The 21070-nt window shown below is 72.8% G+C and carries 14 protein-coding genes; 7 read left to right on the forward strand and 7 right to left on the reverse strand.

Annotated features, from left to right (window positions below; translation table 11 throughout):
* From KDL01_RS45155 to fxsT, 4 genes are read left to right on the forward strand one after another with little or no spacing between them, the layout of a single operon-like run.
* A complete protein-coding gene (locus KDL01_RS45155; RefSeq protein WP_212527760.1) occupies nucleotides 1–2325 on the forward strand; it encodes an FxsB family cyclophane-forming radical SAM/SPASM peptide maturase in 2325 nt (774 codons plus the stop codon).
* 9 nt (nucleotides 2326–2334) lie between these two features.
* Complete coding sequence (locus KDL01_RS08185) at nucleotides 2335–2739, forward strand: TIR domain-containing protein (protein WP_281415306.1); 405 nt, start codon at nucleotides 2335–2337, stop codon at nucleotides 2737–2739.
* Entirely contained in the window at nucleotides 2736–3980 is a 1245-nt protein-coding gene (locus KDL01_RS08190; protein WP_212527762.1) for a TIR-like protein FxsC, read from the forward strand. The genes KDL01_RS08185 and KDL01_RS08190 overlap by 4 nt, the downstream gene beginning before the upstream one ends.
* The gene (gene fxsT, locus KDL01_RS08195; RefSeq protein WP_212527763.1) at nucleotides 3977–7987 is read left to right on the forward strand and encodes an FxSxx-COOH system tetratricopeptide repeat protein; all 4011 of its coding nucleotides are present in this window, start codon (nucleotides 3977–3979) and stop codon (nucleotides 7985–7987) included. The genes KDL01_RS08190 and fxsT overlap by 4 nt, the downstream gene beginning before the upstream one ends.
* A 90-nt stretch (nucleotides 7988–8077) precedes the next feature.
* Here fxsT and KDL01_RS08200 read toward each other — a convergent pair whose 3' ends face one another.
* The 4 genes from KDL01_RS08200 to KDL01_RS08215 all read right to left on the reverse strand — a co-directional run bounded on the left by KDL01_RS08200 (nucleotide 8078) and on the right by KDL01_RS08215 (nucleotide 14494).
* The gene (locus KDL01_RS08200; protein ID WP_212527764.1) at nucleotides 8078–9037 is read right to left on the reverse strand and encodes an alpha/beta fold hydrolase; all 960 of its coding nucleotides are present in this window, start codon (nucleotides 9035–9037) and stop codon (nucleotides 8078–8080) included.
* A 227-nt stretch (nucleotides 9038–9264) separates the two neighbouring features.
* Nucleotides 9265–9414, reverse strand: a complete 150-nt coding sequence (locus KDL01_RS08205) for a hypothetical protein (RefSeq protein ID WP_212527765.1) — start codon at nucleotides 9412–9414, stop codon at nucleotides 9265–9267.
* Between the two features lie 39 nt (nucleotides 9415–9453).
* Nucleotides 9454–10179 (reverse strand): NUDIX hydrolase, encoded by a 726-nt coding sequence (locus KDL01_RS08210; protein WP_212527766.1) that lies wholly within the window; start codon nucleotides 10177–10179, stop codon nucleotides 9454–9456.
* Between the two features lie 169 nt (nucleotides 10180–10348).
* Nucleotides 10349–14494, reverse strand: coding sequence for a PQQ-binding-like beta-propeller repeat protein (locus KDL01_RS08215; protein ID WP_212527767.1), 4146 nt, complete (start codon nucleotides 14492–14494; stop codon nucleotides 10349–10351).
* A 236-nt stretch (nucleotides 14495–14730) separates the two neighbouring features.
* On the opposite strand from KDL01_RS08215, the gene KDL01_RS08220 reads away from it, so the two are divergent.
* The 3 genes from KDL01_RS08220 to KDL01_RS08230 all read left to right on the forward strand — a co-directional run bounded on the left by KDL01_RS08220 (nucleotide 14731) and on the right by KDL01_RS08230 (nucleotide 18862).
* A complete protein-coding gene (locus tag KDL01_RS08220; RefSeq protein ID WP_212527768.1) occupies nucleotides 14731–15687 on the forward strand; it encodes a LuxR C-terminal-related transcriptional regulator in 957 nt (318 codons plus the stop codon).
* A gap of 174 nt (nucleotides 15688–15861) precedes the next feature.
* Entirely contained in the window at nucleotides 15862–17406 is a 1545-nt protein-coding gene (locus KDL01_RS08225) for a Na+/H+ antiporter (RefSeq protein WP_212527769.1), read from the forward strand.
* A gap of 136 nt (nucleotides 17407–17542) precedes the next feature.
* Complete coding sequence (locus tag KDL01_RS08230) at nucleotides 17543–18862, forward strand: ATP-dependent 6-phosphofructokinase (protein ID WP_212527770.1); 1320 nt, start codon at nucleotides 17543–17545, stop codon at nucleotides 18860–18862.
* A 12-nt stretch (nucleotides 18863–18874) separates the two neighbouring features.
* Here KDL01_RS08230 and KDL01_RS08235 read toward each other — a convergent pair whose 3' ends face one another.
* Genes KDL01_RS08235 through KDL01_RS08245 form a run of 3 tightly spaced genes read right to left on the reverse strand, consistent with a single transcriptional unit; the run spans nucleotide 18875 to nucleotide 21059 of the window.
* Complete coding sequence (locus tag KDL01_RS08235) at nucleotides 18875–19657, reverse strand: ABC-2 membrane transporter-related protein (RefSeq protein WP_212527771.1); 783 nt, start codon at nucleotides 19655–19657, stop codon at nucleotides 18875–18877.
* The gene (locus KDL01_RS08240; RefSeq protein WP_212527772.1) at nucleotides 19654–20598 is read right to left on the reverse strand and encodes an ABC transporter ATP-binding protein; all 945 of its coding nucleotides are present in this window, start codon (nucleotides 20596–20598) and stop codon (nucleotides 19654–19656) included. The genes KDL01_RS08235 and KDL01_RS08240 overlap by 4 nt, the downstream gene beginning before the upstream one ends.
* A complete protein-coding gene (locus tag KDL01_RS08245; RefSeq protein ID WP_212527773.1) occupies nucleotides 20595–21059 on the reverse strand; it encodes a GntR family transcriptional regulator in 465 nt (154 codons plus the stop codon). The genes KDL01_RS08240 and KDL01_RS08245 overlap by 4 nt, the downstream gene beginning before the upstream one ends.
* Between the last annotated feature and the right edge of the window lie 11 nt (nucleotides 21060–21070).

Genomic DNA, 21070 nt, shown 5'->3' on the forward strand with positions numbered 1-21070 from the left:
GTGACCTCACCGCAGGCCTGGCCGATCAGCCAGTATGTGCTGAAGGTGCACAGCCGCTGCGACCTGGCGTGCGACCACTGCTACATCTACATGCACGCCGACCAGGGCTGGCGCACCCAGCCGCACCGGATCGACGCGGACACGGTCGGCCAGGCCGGCGCGCGGATCGCGGAGCACGCCGCCGCGCACGCACTGGCGCGCGTGCACGTGATCCTGCACGGCGGTGAGCCGCTGCTCCTCGGCCAGACGGGTCTGGCCCGAGTGCTCGAGGAACTGGTGCGCCGGATCGTGCCGGTCGCGCAGGTCGATCTCAGCATCCATACGAACGGGGTGCTGCTCGACGCGGACCTGTGTGAGGTGTTGAGCGAGTTCGGCGTCCGGGTGGGGCTCTCGCTCGACGGCGACCGCGCGGCCAACGACCGGCATCGGCGTTACGCGGACGGCCGGTCCAGCCACGCGGCGGTGCTGCGGGCGTCGGCGCTGTTGCGCACGCCGCGTTATCGGCACCTGTACGCGGGGATTCTGTGCACAGTGGACATCGCCAACGAGCCGGTCGCGGTCTACCGGGCGTTGCTCGAGGAGAGGCCGCCGCGCATCGATTTCCTGTTGCCGCACGCCACCTGGGACGACCCGCCGCCGCGGCCCGAGTCGCCTGCGACTCCCTACTCCGACTGGCTCGGCCGTATCTTCGACCTCTGGGTCGCCGACGGGCGCCGCGTTCCGATCCGGCTGTTCGAGTCGGTCGAGGCCGGGCTGCGGGGCGAGCGCAGCCTGACCGAGGCCGTGGGCACCGACCCGGTGGATCTGCTCGTGATCGAGACGGACGGGACGTGGGAGCAGGTCGACTCGCTCAAGACCGCGTACGACGGCGCCGCCGCGACCGGCCTGAACGTGTTCGCGAACTCGGTCGACGAGGCGAGCGGGCACGCGGCGGTGGCGGCGCGCCAGCGCGGGACCGAGGCGCTGTGCGCGACCTGCCGGGCCTGCCCGGTCGTCGAAGTCTGCGGCGGCGGCCTCTACACCCACCGCTACCGGACCGGCTCCGGCTTCGACAACCCGTCTGTGTACTGCGACGATCTGCTGACACTGATCACCCGCGTCGACGCGGCGAGCACTCCCCCGCCGCGGCGGCGGAACGCGGTCGCCGCCATGGGGGCCACTGGAGCCACGGCCGGCGCCGCGGGCCCGGTGCCCGAGGACCTCGCCCGCATCGCGGCCGGCCCGGTCGGCGCGGACGTCGTCGGACGGATGGCCGAGACCCAGGAGTCGCTGACCCGGACGCTGTTCGCCCAGGTCGGCGCGATGACCGCGGGCGGCGCGGCGGGCGGTCCGGGGAGCGCGGCGGCCTGGGAGCTGCTGTGCGACCTTGACCAGCAGTCCCCTGAGTCGGTACGGGCGATCCACCGGCATCCCCATGCGCGCGGTTGGGCCGTGCGCATGCTCGACCCGGCCCCCGGCACCGACAGCACCAGGGACCTGATGCAGCTCTCGGCCTTCGCCGCGGCCGTCGCCGTCCGGGCCGAGGCCGACGCGGACCTCGCGCTGCCCGTCGAGGGCGGAAGGCTGTATCTGCCCACGCTCGGCACGGCGGTGGTCTCCGGCGAAGGCACGTCAGCACACTTCACGGTGCGCAACGGGAAGCTCGAGACCTGCGATCAGTGGATCTCCACCCGGATCGTGCGGACGGACGGTTACGATCTCGCGCTCGAGGAGTGGGACCCCTACCGCGACTGCTACGACGTACCGCCGGCGCAACCGCTGTCGCAGAGCGAGGATCAAGCCTGGGAGCAGTTGCTCACCGAAGCGTTCGCCCTGCTTCGCCGCACGGCTCCCGCGCACGCCGGACAGCTGCGTGCCGCGTTGCGTTCCGTCGTCCCGCTGGCACCCGATCCGACCGGCAAGGAGCGCAGCGCCACCTATCGGCACGCCTTCGGGTCGGTCGCCGTCGCGTTGCCCGACACGGCCGCGGCGCTCGCGCTGCTCCTGGTGCACGAGGTCCAGCACCTGCTCCTCGACGCCGTCCTCGACCTCTGCGATCTGATCGACCCGGCGTACGGTCGGCGGCTGAGGGTGGCGTGGCGGTCGGATCCGCGTCCGGCGACCGGAGTCCTGCAGGGGGCGTTCGCCCATGTGGCGATGGCCGAGGTCCATGCGGCCATGGACGGCACGGCTCCGGGAGCCGCGGCCTCGGCCCGGCGTTTCGCGACCTGGTCGGCGCAGGCCCTGGACGCGTTGCGCGCCGATCGCGCGCTGACGCCGTGGGGCGAGCGATTCGCGGGAGCGCTCGCCGATCGGGCACGTCGCGTCCTGCGCGAATCGAACTGACCGACGCCGATGCGGCGGGAACACGGAAACCACACAGTTCGGACGCGTATCGCCACCAGAGCCCTTACACTGCTGGCGAGGGGAGGTGAGCGGCCGATGGCACTGACCGCGCAGGCCATGCGCTCGGGCCGCGACTGGGAGCGCGAGATCCTGCGCGCGGTGGGCAGCTGCCAGGTGTTCGTGGACTTGCGTTCGAACCCTTATTCGCATAGCCCGTGGTGCGGCCGGGAGTGGACCGCGTTCACCCGCAGGCGCTGCTGGAGCCGCACCACCCGGGAGCGGACCGCGACCAACGCGGCGGTGTGGTGGCTCGCGCGCGAGGTCGAGGACAAGTTTCAGGAGTACTGGGTGGAGCCCGAGATCTCGGCGAGCCATCACGTGCTCACGGACATGTTCAGTGCGGGGGCAGCATGAGCGACACGGCTGTGGACACCCGTACGAAGACCTACTTCTTCCTCAGCTACGCGCACACCGCGCCGCTGGCCGACGCCCGGCAGGCACCGGTCGACCACTGGGTCAAGGCCCTGTTCGATGACCTCTCGGACGCGGTGCGCGAGGCCGGCGCGCGGTCCCCGTCCAGGGAGGTCGGGTTCTTCGACGGGCTGGTGGCGGCCGGTGAGGACTCGCGCGAGCGGATCACCGACGCGCTGGGCGAAGCCGAGGTCTTCGTGCCGCTGTGCTCGCGCGGCTACTTCTCGATGTCCTGGCCGGGGCGCGAGTGGAGCTGCTTCACCTCCCGGCTGATCGGACGGCCCGGCGAGCAGGTGCGGCGGCACATCGCGCCGGTGCTGTGGGCGCCGCTGTCCCGGTCGCAGCGCATGCCCGGCGACGTGGATCCGCTGCGGCTGGCCCCGGACCGGCGCGAGTACACGGACAACGGGCTGCGCGCGCTGAACATGCTCTCGCGCTACCGGCCGACCTACCGGGACGTGATCGGGCGGCTGGCCCGGGAGATCGTCACGGCGGTGCGCGAATGCCCGCTGGGCACCGCGAAGGTGCGCCCGGTCAACGCCTTCCCGAGCGCGTTCCACGGGCAGGACACCACGGAGGACTTCGCCGTCGTGGTCGCCGCCCCGACCACGGACACGCTGCCGGACGGACGCGAGGACGGCGCCTACGGCACCCGGGCCACCGACTGGCGCCCGTTCGGCGACCGGGAGCAGCTGAGCCTGGCCGACCACGCGGTCGGCATCGCCGAACGCCTGAGCTTCAGCACCCGGGTGCTGGCCGCCGCCGACGCCGGGCGCATCCCGGCGCACACGCCCGCGGTCGTGCTGATCGATCCGTGGGTCACCCGGGATCCGAAGCAGCTGGCCGACCTGCGGCGGATGTTCGAGGGCGAACGCGGGCGCTGGACGCTGCCGCTGATCGTGCTCGACCGGGCCGACCACCAGTCCGAGGGCGACCGTACCCGGCTGCTCGACGACGTGGAACGTGTCCTCGCCGACGCGGGCGCGTTAACCAGCGAGACCGCCCAGCGCGGTGCCCGCGGGGTCGCGAGCATGGAGGAGTTCGCCGAGGTGATGCCGGTGTGGGTGACGGAGGCGGAGCGGCAGTACATCACGCACAGCGGCGACCTGCGCCCGAGCGAGAAGGCCCCGCCGGGAGGCGGCCGGGGTATCCGGGAACCCGACGGCACACGAGAGCGACCATGACTGACACGCGAACCGGAGAGATCGTCACCTTCTACTCCTTCAAGGGCGGCACCGGGCGCACCATGGCGCTGGCGAACGTGGCGTGGATCCTCGCGTCCGGCGGCAAACGCGTGCTGACCGTGGACTGGGATCTGGAGGCGCCCGGCCTGCACGAGTTCTTCCACCCGTTCCTGCGCTCCGAGGTGGTGCGCGACACCCCGGGCGTGATCGATCTGATCGGCGAGTACAAGGCGGCCGTCCTGGACGGGGCCAGGGACGGGGCCAAGACCCCGCACCTGATCGAGGACGTCGCGGCCTTCGCCCGGATCGAGCCGTTCGCGGTCTCCCTGGAGTGGGAGTTCCCCGACGGCGGGACCCTGGACTTCATGTCCAGCGGGCGGCAGAACGACGACTACACCACGCAGGTCGGCAGCCTGGACTGGGACAACTTCTACGCCCTGCTGGGCGGCAGCAACCTGCTGCGGGCGCTGCGCGCGGAGATGAAGCGCACGTACGACTACGTGCTCATCGACAGCCGCACCGGTTTCAGCGACACCTCGGACATCTGCATCGGCCACCTGCCCGACACCCTGGTGGACTGCTTCACCTTCAGCACCCAGTCCATCCGCGGCGCGGCCCAGGCCGCGCACAAGGTCACCACGCAGGTGGCCGGGGACCGGAAGATCAGAGTCCTGCCCGTGCCGATGCGGGTGGAGAACGCGGAGAAGCGCAAGGCCGACGCGGGACGCGCGCTGGCCAAGGCGCTGTTCGCCGACCTGCCGACCGGGCTCGACACGGTGGCGCGCACCGACTACTGGAGCCGGGTCGAGATCCCCTACCAGGCCTTCTACGCGTTCGAGGAGACCCTGGCCGTCTTCGCGGACGAGGCGCCCGGGCCGCTGACGCTGCTCGGTGCCTACCAGCGGCTGGCCGACGTGGTCAGCCACGGCGAGGTCACCGCGCTGGCGAAGATGGATCCGCGGGTGCGCGAGCACTGGAGCGACCGGTTCGAGCGCCGCCCCTCCACCCGGGTCGAGGAGGTGTGGCTCGACTTCGAGCCCGAAGACGAGATCTGGGCCGAGTGGATCGAGGCGGTGCTGGTCAAGGCCGGGATCAAGGTGTCGGCCCCGCCGGCCGCGGACGCCGCCGACGCGGGCGGGAACGGCCCGGGCACCGACCCGACCGTGCTCGCCATCGTCTCTCCGGCGTACCGCGAGGCGCGCCGGGGCACGCGGGCGCCGAGCCGGGGGGCCACCGGGCCGCGCCGTCCGGCCGGCGTGCGCGCCCTCTACATCTCGGACCAGCGGCCGCTGGACCGGCTCGCCACCGTGGATTCGCAGTACGTGGTCAGGCTGGAGCCGGCCGAGGCGGCGTACCGCATCACCCGGCTGCTCGGCGCCGATCCGCTCTCCCCCGCGGCCCTGGCCGGGCTGGCCGAGCGCTATCCCGAGAACGAGCCGCGGGTGGTGGAGAAGCTGCTCGGCCGCAACGGCCGGTTCACCGGCCGGACCGAGGATCTCCGGGCCCTGCGATCCGCGCTGCGCTCCTCCCGCACGGCGGTGGTGGGCCAGCTGGAACGGGGCCAGGGCGCCGGCCCGGTCGCGGTGGGCGGCATGGGCGGTGTGGGCAAGACGCAGCTCGCCCTCGAGTACGCGCACCGCTACCGTTCCCAGTACGACATGATCTGCTGGGTCTCGGCCGGCCAGCCCCAGTTCGTGGACGCCGCCATGGTCGACCTGGCCCGGGTGATGACCGAGCGGATGGGCGCGAACGTCGGCGTGCAGACCGGCATCCCGGGCACCGAGATCGCGCAGAACCTGGTGCGGGCGCTCGGGCGCGGGGAGCCGACCGACCGCTGGCTGCTGATCTTCGACAACGCGGAGGATCCGGCCAGCGTGCGCCCGTTCCTGCCGCGCGGCGAGTGCGGCCACATCATCGTCACCTCGCGCGACCGCTCCTGGGGCCAGGAGGGCGCGCATCCGCTTGACCTGAACGTCTTCACCCGCCAGGAGAGCATCAGGCACCTGCGGGAGCGGGCGAAGCGGCCGCCGACGGACGAGGAGGCCTACCGCGTCGCGGAGTGGCTCGGCGACTTCCCGCTGGCCATCGACATCACCGTCGCCTGGCTGACCGAGACCGGCAACAGCGTGCAGTACCTGCTCGAGCACTACGAGCGCCACGGAACGCGTCCGGTGCCGGGTGGGCCGTTCGAGGGCGGCGGCCCGGCGATGTCGTGGAGCCTGGCGCTGGACCAGGTGGCGCACAACTCCCCCGCGGCCTACCGGCTGCTCGAGCTGTGCGCGATCATGTCCTCCGACGGCGTGGCGCTGGATCTGCTCTACAGCTCGGAGATGGCCACCGCGCTGACCCGGCTCGGGCCCGAGGCGGTCGAGGACGGCGACGTGGCCCGGCTGGTGCAGCAACTGAACCGGTTCGCCCTGATCAAGCTGGACCCGGCCGACCGGCAGCTGCAGATCCACCGGCTGCTGCAGGACGCCATCCAGCGCCGCACCTCGGACGAGGAGGCCGAGCGGATCCGGCGCGAGGTGCACTGGCTGTTGGCCGAATGGACCACCGAGGGCGACCCGGACGAGCAGCGCACCTGGGCCAGGTACCGGATGCTCTGGCCGCACCTGGACCTGGAGAAGGTGCGCACCGCGGAAAGCGAGCTCGAGAGCGTGCGCAATCTGCAGATCGACCGGGTCCGCTACCAGTGGATCCGCGGCGACCTGCCCGGCGCCCTGCTGACGGCGGAACGCGCCGAAGCCGTCTGGAGCGCGGCGATCGCGGCGAATCCGTCCGAGCGCGAGGTCCGGGTACTGCGACGCCAGCTGCTGCACCTGCGCTTCAACAAGGCCAACGCCCTGCGATCGAGCGGCCTGATCGAGGACGCCTACGGTCTAGACCGCGCGGTGCTGGAGGAGCAGCGGCAGCTGCTCGGGCCGCGGCACCGGCACACGCTGATGACGGCCGGAGGCCTGGCCGCGGACCTGCGGGCGCTGGGCAGCTACGACGAGGCGCTGCGGCTGTCCCGGGAGACCTACGACGCCTGGCTGGAGGACTACGGCCCGGACTACCGCCGCTCCGTGGACGCCGCGAACAACCTGGCCGTCTCGCTGCGCCTGGTCGGCTCCTTCGACGAGGCCCGCGACCTGGACGAGATCGCCTTCGAATGGCGCAACAGCGTCCTGTCGAGCACCCATGAGCGGACCCTGAGTTCAGCGAACTGCATCGGCCTTGACCTGCGCGAGTCCGGGCGCTACCAGGAGGCGGTCACCCGGCTGCGCGAAGCCTTCGACATCGCCCGGTACGCGGTCGAGCCGAGCGTGCGCGTGACGCTGCAGATCCAGGTCAACCTCGCCTCGTCGCTGCGGGCGATCGGGCAGGTGGAGGAGGCCGGGCGGCTGCTGGACGAGGCGAACGAGCGGTTCGAGGCGCAGTTCTCCGAGCGCGACCCGGACCGGCTGGTGTGTCGGCTGAGCGTGGCCAACAACCGTTACGCGGCCGAGGACGTCGAGGGGGCGGAGCGGGAACTGAGCTCCCTGCTGGCCCGGCTGCGCGGCGTGGACGGCTTCGGTCCGCTGCACCCGCTGACGCTGCTGGCGGCGAACAACCGCGCCGCGGTGCTGCGGGCGCTGGGCGCCGGCAGCCAGGCGCTGGAGGCGGCGCGCGAGACCAGGGACCTGTTCATCCAGGCGGTCGGGGACAAGCATCCGTACACCCTCGCCGCCGCCATGAACCTCGCGGTCTGCCTGGCCGAATCGGGCGCCCTGCAGGCGGCCAGGGAGCTGGACGCGCACACGGTCGAGGCCCTCTCCGAGCTGCTCGGGGCGGAACATCCGGACACCCTGCGCGCGCGGGCCAACCTCGCGCTGACCAGGATCGACCGGAACGAGCCCGGCGCCACCGAGGACCTGCGCGAGATCACCGCGATCCTCGGCCAGCAGCTCGGCCGCGTCCACCCCACCATGTCCGCGCTGCAGAAGGGGCGCCGCGCCCACCGGCTGCTGGACGGGCAGCCGATCTGACGCGGGCCCGACGCGACGGGCGGGCCCGGGCCAGACCGGGCGCCGCCGTAGCGGGGCTGGACGGTCACACGGCGTTCGCGTGACGGGGCGTCAGCGGCGGGAGTGGCGCCTGGCGTTGCGGCTGAGCCAGCCCAGCGCCTCGGGCAGGATCTCCATCGCCCCGAAGTGGGCGATGCCGCTCTCGATCCGCACCGCGACGCTGTCGGCGTCCATCCGCGTCTCGCGCAGCCGGTCGGCCAGCCACTCGGTGTGCGCCACCGGCACGAACCGGTCGTCCATGCCGTGCCACAGCAGCACCGGGCAGGTGACCCGGCTGAGTTTGAAGCCCCAGTTGCTGCGCAGCGCCAAGGCGTCGTCGATCCAGCCCTGGCCGCCGTCGCGCACGGCCTCGGCGTAGGTGTCGGTCAGCAGCGTGCGCAGGGCCGGGCTCTCCACGACGCGCCGGTCCGACGGGGCGAGATCCCCGCGCAGCTGGGTGATCATGCTGGCCGGGTTCTCGGCCACCTCGTTCGCGCGGGCCTGGAGCACCGCGGTGAGCACCAGTTCGCTCTCGTCCGCGACCTGGCGGTCCGCCGCGGAGTACGCCTCCTGATTCGAGTCGACCATGCCCTCGAACCACTCGAGCCCCTGGGCGTCCGAGGGGGCCGAGCCGACCAGCACGGCGGCGCCGGTGACCCGTTCCGGGGCATACGCGGCGACGGCGAGCGCGTGCGGACCGCCCGCGGAGCGCCCCACCACGGCGTACTCCTCGATCCCGAGTTCGTTCGCGATCGCGACGACGTCCGCGCCGGCGTCGAAGACGGAGCGGTGCCGGCTGCGTGAGGACTGTCCGTAGCCCGGCCGGTCGTAGGACACGAGCCTGATGCCGAGCCGGTAGAGGACGAAGTCGCGCGGACGCGGCCCGAGCCGGCTGCCCGGCATGCCGTGCATGAGGAAGACGGTGAGGGCATGGGGATCCGGATCACCGACCACGTCGACGGCCAGGCGCCGCCCGTCGGCCGAACGCACGACGAGCGTGGGTTGCGGTGCGTCCCGCTCGTCGTCAGCCATCGTGTGCTCGCCCTTCCACGGCGTCCCGCCCGGATCGCCGGAGGCCGCGGCAGCCTGCGCGGAGGGAGGCTGGCCACCCCCGCGTGGAGCACACGCCGTACCCGGCATCGGCTCCCGACCGAAATAAGGACCCGCGGGTGCAGAATACTGCGACACGGGCACGGCAACCAGGTTCCCCGGCCGACATTAACCCAAACGTGGCATTCCGACGCGCCGGCGATCACTGCTCAGGCCTGCTCCGGCTGCTCCGGTAGGGCAGGCGCGGCGGATTCGGCCAGCTCAGCGGGCTCGGCTCGGTCAGCGCGGTCCGTTGGGGCGAGGATCAGGTCCGCCGCGCCCACCCCGGCCGGTTCGGCGAATCCGAGGGCGTATTTCATGACCTCCCGGCTGACCCGCTCGAGCTCGCGCAGGGACGCCTACGTCCGCTCCGCGCGCTCGGCGTCGGCCAGCAGGACCTGGGCCAGCATGCCCAGCGTGGTCCAGTCGACGGACCGGCTGCGCCGGATGCTGCCGAACGTGGTCACCTCCACCCAGGTGCGCTCCTCGCCGCCGCCGTCGCCGTGGGCGCGCTGTTGCAGCGCCACGAGTCGGGCCAGTTCCGCCTCGTCGATCTTGGCCGAGAACAGGTGCACGCGGTGGATGGAGAGCGTCGCGGCGGACTGCCGGCTGCCGTGGGAGACGAGCCGGTCCGCGTCGAGGGAGAATCCGGTCTCCTCGGCCAGTTCCGCGCTCGCCTGTGCCCGCTCCCCCCGCTCCACGCCCGAGCCGCTGGGCAGTTCGTGCACGTATCCGTCCGCGGTGGCGGCCGGGCTGCGGAACTCACGGATGAGTACGACGGCTGATTCGTCCAGGGTGGGCCCGGGCCGGTAGAGCGCCACCGCGCTGACGTCCGGCCGGGAGATGACGACCTCGTTGTCCTTGACCCGGTTCTCCGCGGCGATGAACACCGCCACGCTCAGCACCCAGATCAGGGGCCTGCTCTCCGGCCCGACCCCCAGCGCCCACAGCAGCCGCGCCGCGCGCAGGCTGTTTCCGGCGCCGAGCTGGGCCAGGTACCAGCGCTGGAACTCCTCGGTGCGCCAGATCTCCCGCGGCACGCCCGCGGGCGCTCGATCAGGCTGCGAAGAGTCCTGCGGTCTCATTCCGGCACGGTAGCACCGCAGCGGGCACGGGAACCGGCCCCGCCGCGCTCACGGCGGCGAGGCCGGCGTCGTCCCGGTCGGCACCCGTTCCGACCTGGGACGCGCGCCGCCTCGGCCGGGAACCCGGGCGGGGACCGGTCGAGGCGGCGCGGGCCTGTCGCGCTGCCGGCTACTGCCGGACCAGCGCCGCGTCGACGCCGGGGCCCGGGGAGCCGAGGCCGGTGACGGTGTCGTAGCCGGTGCGCGCGGTGCACTCGGCGGCCGGGCACGGGCCGTTGCTTCCGCTGGTCACGTCCAGCAGATGGGTGCCGAGGCCGTAGACCGCCCGGAACACCGAGCCGTCGGCCGCGTCCAGGTGGCCCAGGCCTGCGGCGGCCCGGTCCTGGTCGGCCGCGGCCAGGATGGCCGCCCAGATCGGCGTGGCCAGGCTGGTCCCGCCCACCTCGATCCACTCCGCTCCGGTCGCCGAGTACGCGTAGTAGACCGCGACTCCGGTTTGCGGATCGGCGAGCGCGGAGACGTCCGGCGCGCCGCGGTAGGCCGAGGTCTCGAACCCGTCCTGGTAGGCCGGGCGCGGCTCGAAGAAGGAGATCCCGCCTCCGGTGCCGCTCCACGCGCTCTGGCTCTCCAGGTTGCCGGAGGCGTCGAGCTGCTCGCTGGTGCCGCCGATGGACAGCACGTCCGGGGCGGTCGCGCCGTAGCCGACCGGGTTGCCGTCGTCGCCGGCCGCCTCGACGCACACGGTGGTGGCGGTCTCGCAGTGGCCGTTGTAGAAGTCCTGGCCGGAGAACTCCCCGCCCCCGCCCCAGCTCATCGAGATGGCGGCCGGGTCGAGCGCGGCGGCGGCGTCGACGGCGCGGTACATGTCGGCGTTGTCCGAGGCGGCCGCCTCCACCAGCACGATCTTCGCCTGCGGGGCCACCGCGTGCACCCACTCGACGTCGAGCGCGGTCTCCATGTCCCAGTTGTCGGACTGCGGCTGCATGTCGGGCATCTGATCGACGGTGAAGTCCACGCACGGCGTGCCCGCGGCGACGGTGTCACAGGTCTGCGTCAGCCCGAACTGCTTGCTGAACCCGTTGAGCTCGGTCTCGATCAGCGGGTGGTCGTAGGCGTCGACGATGGCCACGGTCTGGCCCGCGCCGCTGCCGGTCAGGTCCAGGTTGGCCTCCAGCTGCGCCGGGACGTAGCCGGGGATCGAGTCGGATCCGCCGAAGTCCGGCCCGCTCTCCTCGCCGGTCGGGGTGAGTACCGCGTCGTCGTGGACGCGGCCGTCGCCCCAGCCGGTGCCGGAGACCGGGTCGCCGATCGTCATGCCCCGATCGGCGTGCACGGCGGCGTTCTCACCGATCGCCCGCTTGGCCGAGGTCTTGCCGCCGGGCGTGCTCGCGGCCGTGGGCGTGCCGATCTGGTTGACGGTCACGCCGTGGATGGACAGGTCGGGGTTGTAGTAGCCGCCGCCGTTCCAGGACCAGTTCAGGTCCCACAGCGTCTCGTCCTGCTGGAAGCCGAGCACGGTCGAGCCCTCGACGGTGAACTGCTGCGAGTCGTCGATGGCGGGGGTGTCACCGAACTGCGTCGGATAGTCGTCGTCGGTGTCGAACAGCTGCGACGGGGCGTAGGCCTCGATGCCCGGGCCTGCGGTGAGGAACACCGCGGAGCCGTCGGCGGAGGTGGCGAAGGAGCCGTCGAAGTTGTTCGGGAAGGTGTTCAGGTCGGTCCAGGTCTCGTCCGTGCCCAGGGTGCTGAGTTCGGCGAAGTGGGTCTGGACCAGGCCGACGCCGGGGGCGGCGGAGAAGCCGATGTGGGTGAAACTGCCGCCGTCGGAATAGGTGGACAGCAGCGCGCCGGTCTTGGCGTCACGCAGCTCCACGTCGGTACCGAAGGGCCTGCCCTGCCAGGCGAAGGCGACCGCGTCGCCACTGTCACCCGGAATGTCAGGGCTCGCATAGACCGCGCCGAGTAGGTCGGCGCCGCCGGTCGCCCCGGACGGGGTCTGCGACCAGGCGAGCCGGCCGGTGGCGGCCTTGATCGCGACCGCCGCGTAGGACGGCGAGGCGTCGCCATAACCGGTGCCGTACTCGGAGATCACCTGGCCGTTGGCGTCGGAGACCGCGTCGGCGAAGCGGACGGTGTCGCCGGCCGGCGTGTAGCGCCACAGCACGTTGCCGCTCGGGGCGTACGCGGTCAGCGACGTGGTCGGCACGATGATCTCGAGGCCTGACTTGGTCTGCACCGCCGTCGCGGTCCAGGTGAGCACGCCCGGGGTGGCGACGGCCGTGAGGACCCGGCCGGTGCGGACGTCGATCAGGTCCCACCCGCCGGAGGAGGAGACGAGCACCTCTTGGCCGCCGTCCACGGACTCGATCTGGTGCACCGAGCCCTGCACGGTGGCGGTCCACAGGTAGTGCGGGGTGCCGCCGGTGGTCGGGGTGCCGTCGAGTGCGAACACGCCACGGCTCTGGCCGCCCACGATCAGGTCCTTCGCGCTCCGTCCGTCCCCTCCACGGACAGCGGCTTGGACGCCGGTGTAGAGATCGCCCATCAGCGGCTCGACGCCTTCGGCCGAACCGTCCGTGATGCGGTAGCGGTAGGCCGTGTCGTCCGCCGCGACGGACAGCACGGTGTCGCCTTGGAGCGCGGGCACGAGTCCGGTCGCGACGGCGCCCTGGTGGTCCCAGGAGACGGCGCCGGTGCGTGAGTCGAGCGACATGAGCTGGGTGTCGTCGGGCCCGTCCGGGTTGTCCTCGGTGTCGACCCTCGGATCCTGCGTCGCGATGATCAGGCTGCTGTGATGCTGCGGCGCGATGACCGCGCCGCCGGCCACCGGGACGTCCCCGGTGAACTCGTCCGGCACGGACGTGGCCCAGTCCACCGCGCCGGAGGCGGCGAACGCCAGCGCGGTCGAGCCGGTCGCGTTGCCGTCGGCGTCGAAGCCGAGATCCGTGGCGTAGTACGCCGGCGCGCCGCGGTCGCCGTCGCCGACCGCCAGCGTGGTGGGCAGGGTGCCGTCACGGGTGGCCAGCACGCTGCGGGCGCCGCCGCGCGGGTTGAACGCGGTCAGCTGCCAGGAGACCTGGTCGGTCGGGTCGGTCTCCTCGGCCGCGACGATCCGCCCGTGCACCGCGTCGTCGACGAGGATGCGCGGATAGCCGGGGGTGGCCGTGTCGAACTGGAGCTTGCCGGTGGCGGAATTCAGCAGGATGACATGGCCGTCGGCCGGGCGCGGGTCGCCGAGGCCGACGGGTGTGTCGGTCCAGGCCGCGGCGACGCCGAAGGAGGTGGACACCACCGAGCTCCAGCGCGCCCACGGCACGTTGTCGGTGTAGGTCCAGCGGGTGGTGGCCGCGGCCGTGTGCCCGGTGGCGTGGAAGGTGAGGAAGGACAGGTCGGAGCGGCTGTCACCCTGGACCGAGTCGGGGTTGACCGACCAGTCGGGGCCGGTCTCGTCGCCGACCAGCAGACCGCCGTTCGCCGCGACGAGCTGGGTGACCGTGCCCGGGTAGACGCCGTGCCAGAGGGTGTGCCCGTCCCGGCCGGAGAGGACGGTGACGAAGCTCGCCTCGCCGGTCAGCGGCGAGTCCGGCAGGGTGAACGGGAACGCGGCGTTCAGGCCGACGCTGTAGGCCACGGCGATGTCCGCTCCCCCGTCGCCGCCGCCGAAATCGCCTACGGCGAAGGTGTCGTCGGAGACCTGGGTGGCCGGGGAGACCGGGTCGTAGCCGGCCGACATGCTCAGCTGCGGCGGGATCGTCAGGTACGAGGAAGAACCCTTCAGCCCCCAGTCCGCGATGAGCGACTGCTCGGTGCGGGTCCAGGACGGCTGTCCGGAGCCGGTGACCAGCGCGACCTGGCCGGAGGTGTCGACCCGGTACCAGGAGGAGGACCCGGGCAGCGTGCCGGTCAGGCTCAGCCCGGTCGGGGTCTCGATCTGGTTCGTCTCGGTGATCGTCTCGGCCGAGGAGTACGGGTCCTGCTGCGGGTTCGACGTCGAGGTGGACGACTTCGAGGTCGAACTCGACGAAGCGGCGTTCTGCTCCGCGCTCGACTCCTTCGCCAGCGGCGCGGCGGCGGAGGCGGCAGCGGTGGCGCGTTCGGCCGCGGTGCCGTCCGCCGAGACCCCGACGGTGAGCTGCTTCGACAGGGCCCTGACCTGAGCGGCGGTCAGCCGGATCACGGGCGCGGATGCGGCGGAGGCGGAGGCGGAGGACGCGGACGCGGCGAGCGGGCTCGCGCCGAGGGTGGCGGCGAGGCAGAACGCGATCCAGCCGGATCTGCGGCTGGTCGGTCCCCGGTACGGGGTGCGGGCAGGCAAGACTACCTCCGAGACGAGGTGACACCGGGAGTGGGCCCGGACGGTGCACTGACCATCCGGATGCTGCCAGCGCGGGGCACGGCGCCGGAAGCGCTTGCGCTGTCCAGCTCCGGCCGTTGACCGGAATCGGACACGCCGCGGACGTGCTACTGTGCCGCTCCCGCGAACGTGGCGAACGCGGCGGACGTGGAGCGAACACGGCGGACGTGACGGCGCGCAGGGACGGGGGACACGGCATGCTGGAACCGGCCGGTATATCAGGCTTCGAGGAGACGGTGCTGCGCGCGCTGCTGGGCACCGAGCGACGGGCGGTGGCCGAGCTGGCCGAGGATCTCGACGCCGCGCCGGACGCGGTACGCCGGGCGGTGCGCCACCTGACGGACCTGGGCGTGGTCGAGCGCGACGGCTCCTCGGTCGCGGCGCTCGATCCGAGGCCCGCGCTGCAGGGCGCGGTGCGCCAGCGGCGGGCCGAGCTCGATCAGCTCACCCGGACCGTGGACGAACTCTCCAGCGCGTTCCACGACCGGGCGGCCCGCGGGATCGTCTCCCGGCTGATCGAGCCGGTCGAGGGCCGGGCCGCGATCGCCGCGAAGGTGGACGACATGCTCGCGCGGGCCGACGAGGAGGTGCTCGCGTTCGACACTCCGCCCTACGTGGTGCACCAGTACGGCGACGCGGACATCGAGATCGAACTGCTCTCCCGCCGCATCACCTGCCGGGCCGTGTACGCGGCCGAGGTGCTCGACGTCCCGCCACGCGCCGAGCGGATCAGGACCCTGGTGGAGCTGGGCGAGCAGGCCCGGGTGGTGCCGGTCGTGCCGATCAAGATGATCGTGGTCGACCGGCGCGAGGTGCTGCTCCCGCTGTTCACGGCGGGGCAGGGCCCGCAGCAGCACGCCGTGGTGGTGCACAACTCAGGCATCTGCGACGCACTGGTGGCGCTGTTCGAGGCGGTCTGGGCGCGAGGTGTGCCGCTGTTCGCCCCGCAAGGGCAGCGCGAGGACGGACTGCCGCCGGAGGACCGGGCGATCCTGCACCTGCTCAACGCCGGACTCAAGGACGACGCGATCGGCCGGCAGCTGTCCCTGAGCGAACGCACCGTACGACGGCGCGTGGCCGAGATCTCCGAACGCCTCGGCGCCTCCACCCGCTTCCAGATCGGCGCCCAGGCCGTGCGCAGGGGCTGGATCTGAGTCGGTCCGCGGGTCGGTCCGGGAATCGGTCCGCGCGGGCCGGTCCGCGCAGGTGGTCGGGCCTCGGGGCGGCTCGGGTAGACTGGCCGACGGTGTGCCGGGAAGTCTGGTCGGCCCGGGAAGGTCCGCGTGAAACCGCGTGGGATCCCGGCGATCGGAGCGGGGTGCCCGCGGATGCACAGTGCCGCGATCGTGGTCGCGCTGGTGGTGGCCAGCGCGCTGGTGGCCGCCTTCGCCGACCGCTGGAGCATTCCGGCGCCGTCGGTGCTCGTGCTGGCCGGGCTCGGCGTCGCACTGGTGCCCGGTGTCCCCGTGGTGCATCCGAGCCCCGAGGCGATCTCCCTGTTCGTCCTGCCGCCGCTGCTCTACGCCTCCGCGCAGGACATCTCCACCCGCGCGCTGCGCACGATGTGGCGTCCGGTGCTCGCGCTGACCCTCGGCCTGGTACTGGCCACCGCGCTCGCGGTCGGCGCGCTCGCCCGGGAGATCAGCTCCCTGACGCTGCCGATGGCGTTCGTGCTCGGTGCGGTGCTCGCCTCCACCGACCCGGTCGCCGTGACCGCGCTCGGGCGCAGGCTCCCGCTGCCTCCGCGCATCCAGGCGCTGGTCCAGACCGAGAGCCTGTTCAACGACGCCACCTCGCTCGTGCTCTTCCAGGTCGCGCTCGGCGTCGCGGCGGGCACCGCGGGCGTCGGCGGCGGGGTCGACTGGCTCGGGGCCGGATGGCGCTTCGTCGTGCTGGCCGGAGGCGGCATGGGCGTGGGGGCTGGCCTGGCCGTGCTGGTGATCGCGTTGCGTGCCAGGACCGCGGATCCCCAGCTGGCCACCGTGTTCGCCCTGGCCACCCCGTACGCGGCGTACCTGCTCGGGCAGGGCGCCGGGGTCTCCGGGGTGACCGCGGTGGTGGTGGCGGGCGTCGTGGTCGGCAGCGCGGGCCACCGGATCACCGACGCGCGCATACGGCTCCAGGTGCACGCGGTCTACGACGTGGTCGTCTTCCTGCTCGAGTCCGCGGTCTTCGCCCTCATCGGCCTGCAGCTGCCCGCGCTGGTACGCGATCTTCCGCCCGGGACGGGCTGGTGGCCGGTGCAGGCCGCGGTCCTCGCCGCGGCGCTGATCCTGGTGCGGGTGGCCTGGATGCGCCCGACGGTCGCCCGGGCCGGACCCACCCGCGACTTCCCGGCCTGGCCGGTCACCCGGGTGCTGGCCTGGGCCGGCACCCGCGGCGTGATGCCGCTGGCCGCGGCCCTGTCCATCCCGATCGCCGCGGCTGACGGGCGCGTGCTCGCGGACCGGCCGCTGGTACTGGTGCTGACCACCGCCGTCGTCGCCGTGACCCTCACCGTGCAGGGCCTGACCCTCGGCCCGGTCGTGCGCACCTCGGGCCTCGCCGTCGACCCCGGGCACCTGGCCGCGAAGGCGACCGAGGTGCGGGCCGCGCTCGACGAAGCAGCCCTCGACTATCTCGACTCGCTGCCCGCGGACGAGAACGTGCCCGGAGAGGTGCTCGACCGGCTGCGCCGCCGCCACACCGCCGCACTCGCCGCGGCCGGGGACGGCGGCTACCCCGCCGACGCGTTCGCCCGGCTGCAGCTGCGGGTCCTCGACGTCCAGCGCACCGAACTGCGCCGGCTGCACACCGGCGGGCGGGTCAACGACGCTCTTCAGCGCCGCATCCAACACGAGCTCGACCGCGTCGAGGCCGGCCTCGTCCGGTAGCGCGGCACCGGCTCGCGTCCGGGTGTGCACATCCGCGAAACACGGCGATGTTCCGGCCGCAATCGAACGGCCGTATTCCAGTCTCAGTAGGGCTTTCGGGCGCGGGGCCGCAGGATCGACCGAGGAGCTGGTTGCCGTGAACACCGCCGACGTGCTCGCCATCACCGCCGAGGACCTGGCCATCACCCGGCTCGGCGAACGCGGCGTGGACACGCCCCTGGGCGAACTGCTCGGCGGGCGGGAGGACACGGTGCACTACGTCACCGAGACCGACCGGGTGCTGCTGGACGACACGCTGGGGGTGGCCGTGCGGCGCGAGCCGGGACGGGCGCTGCCCGCGTTCAACCCGGGCGGCCCGCGCGCCAAGCTCTACTTCGAGCCCACCGGCGTGACGGCGGCCATCGTGACCTGCGGCGGCCTGTGTCCTGGGCTGAACAACGTCGTGCGCGGGCTGGTGCTGCAGCTCGCCAACGCCTACGGGGTCAAGTCCATCCTGGGCTTCCGCAACGGCTTCCTCGGGCTGGCCCAGGACTCCGAGCCGCTGGTCCTCACCCCGGACAACGTCCGCGACATCCACAAACGCGGGGGCACCATCCTGGGCACCTCGCGCGGTGATCAGGACCCTGCGGTCATGATCGACACGCTGCGGCGGCACGAGGTGCACATGCTCTTCGTGGTCGGCGGCGACGGGACGCTGCGCGGTGCGCAGAAGCTCGCGGACGAGGCGCTCGCGCGCGGCATCGACCTCGCGGTCGTCGGCATCCCGAAGACGATCGACAACGACATCCCGTGGATCGATCAGAGCTTCGGCTTCCAGACTGCGTTCGCCCGCGCGGCCGAGTCGATCGCGGCCGCGCACACCGAGGCCGGCTCGACCCTCGGCGGCGTCGGCCTGGTCAAGCTGATGGGCCGGCACAGCGGCTTCATCGCCGCGTACGCCACCCTCGCGAACCACGACGTCGACTTCACCCTGATCCCCGAGGTCCCGTTCAGCGCGGAGGGCCTGCTGGCCTGCCTGCACGCGCGGGTCCAGCGGCAGGGCCACGCGGTGGTCGTGGTCGCGGAGGGCGCGGGCCAGGATCTGCTGCCGCCCTCGGCCGAGACCGACGCCTCCGGCAACGCCCGGCTCGGCGATATCGGGGCCCTGCTGCGCCAACGCATCACCGGCCACTTCGCGCGCACCGGCACGCCGCTCTCGCTGCGCTACGTCGATCCCGGATACGCCATCCGCTCCGTGCCCGCCAACGCCTTCGACGCCGTCTACTGCACCCGCCTCGCCCAGGCCGCGGTGCACGCGGGCATGGCCGGATTCACCTCCATGGTCGTCGCCCGCTGGCACGGCCGCTTCATCCACCTGCCGATCGCCCTCGCGACCGCGAGCCGCAACCAGGTCGACCCGCACGGCGACCTGTGGCTCTCCGTCCTCGAGGCCACCGGCCAGCCGCGGCAGTTCTGACCGGGTCGCGACTCAGGACGGACGGCGGACGATCAGCCGCTGACAGTACGCCGCGAGTCCCGCGCAGACGACGACGCAGATTCCCGTCGTGGTCCACTGCAGGGTCTGCATGGACGAATCCGCTTCCTGATTCAGCTGGCCCGGCAGCGCCCAGAGGCACAGCTTGAAGGCGAGCACGACGAGAAAGGCCAGCACCGGGGCCGCGCCGGTGCGCCACAGGGTGAGCCCGGCCGCCGCCCCGACGAGCAGTCCGACCAGGGACAGCGCCACGGCGGCCGGGCCGATCGCCTCGAAGATCTCCCGGCCGAGGAAGATCTGCTGGCGGTGCGGATCCAGGCTGTAGTCCCAGGTGAGCGCGGCGGCGCAGGGGGCGACGCAGAGCACGATCATCAGCGCGGGCACCAGCAGCTTGGTGCGCACCCAGGCGACCCGCGAGACGCTCTGGGTGCAGACGAGCGCGAAGGTGCCGTCCGAGAATTCGCGTTCGAACAGCTGCGTGCCGAACGAGGCGCCGGCCAGCAGCGGGGCGATGGAGAGCAGGAACGCGGCCACCGAGAATCCGGCGTCCGGGGCGACGGAGTCGGGGTCGAAGCCCGCGGCCTGCGCGCTGAGGTAACTCGCGTAGGTCGTGTGCAGGTACACCAGGTATCCGGTCAGCAGGAGCGCGCAGATCGTCCAGAAGCGGAAGGAGGCGCGGTGCTGACGCCAGACCAGCCAGGTCAGGCCGTGCAGCCGGGGGCGGGTGCGGCCGGGCACGCGCTCGGCGCCCGGCGCGGTGGGGGCGAGGCTGCTCACAGGGCGGCCGCCTTTCGGATCGGGTCGGCCACCGCGTCCGACTGCGCTTCGATCAGCAGCGGCGGGGCCAGCGGGTTGCGCATGTAGCCGAGGACCACGTCTTCCAGCGTGGGTGTCGAGGCGATCCAGTCCTGGGGCAGGTTCGAGCCCGGGCGGATCAGCGCCGTGACGGTCCGCCCGGCGGCGCGGGCGCCGACCACGGTGTGACTCCAGCCCTCGAGTACCACCGCCGGTGCCTCGTCCTCGTCGCGGGCGGAGGTGATCAGGTCGTGGGAGGCGATGAGCTCCTCGGTGCCGCCCGCGAGCCGCAGCCGGCCGCCGTCGATCATGATCAGGTGGTCGCAGAGCGGTTCGAGCTCGGCCAGGATGTGCGAGGAGATCACCACGGTGGTCCCCCGCTCCGCCGCGTCCGCCATGATCGCGCCAGCCACCTCGTGCCGGGCCAGCGGATCGAGGTCCGCCATGGGCTCGTCCAGCAGCAGCAGATCAGGACGCTTACCCAGGGCGAGGGCCAGCGCCAGCCTGGTGCGCTGCCCGGGCGAGAGCGTACCCGCCGGCCAGGTCCGCGGCAGGCCGCCGATGAGCCGCTCGGCCGCGCGCTCGTTCCAGCCCGGGTTGAGTTCACGGCCGATGCGCAGGTGCTCCTCGACGCTCAAGTAGGGGTAGAGCGCCCGTTCCTGCGCGACGAGGCCGATGGACGGGAGTGTCCGCGGGTCGCCCGCGGCGGATCCGAAGACCTCGATCGCGCCCTCGCTCGGCGCGAGCAGGCCCGCGGCCAGGGCCAGCAGGGTGGACTTGCCCGCCCCGTTCGGTCCGACCAGGGCACAGATACGCCCGGCCGGGAGCCGGAAGGTGCACTCGCTCAGTACCGCCGGACCTCGGCGGTAGCGCTTGCCCAGTCCGTAGGCCGCGAGCGCGATGCCGGAATCGTCGTGCGTCATGTCCTGCCTTTCTCAGCCGGCTCGCCGTCGCGCGGTCCCGGGGCGGGGACCGACGGCGCAGCGGGGACCACGCTTTCGACGTGGCGCGGGTAGTCGTCGAGCACTGCGGCGAACATCGCGGAGACGTCCTCGTGCCCGAGTCCGGCCTGCCGGGCCAGCGCGGCCCAGTCGGCCAGCCGCGAGCGCAGCGGGGAGTCCGCGGTGGCCTGCGGGCCGGCCAGCGAACGGCGGACGAAGGTGCCGAGCCCGGGCCGGGGTTCGACCAGACCCTCGCGCTCGAGTTCGCGGTAGGCCTTGAGCACCGTGTTCGGGTTGATCGCGGTGGCCTCGACCACTTCCCTGGCCGTGGGCAGCTTGTCGCCGGGCTGCAGCAGCCCGAGCCGGAGCGCCTGCTTGGTCTGCTGGACGATCTGCATGTAGGTGGTCACCCCGCCGTGCCGATCGATGCGGTACTCCACCACCCACCATCTTC

It is taken from the genome of Actinospica durhamensis (assembly GCF_018139695.1).
GTDB lineage: Bacteria > Actinomycetota > Actinomycetes > Streptomycetales > Catenulisporaceae > Actinospica > Actinospica durhamensis.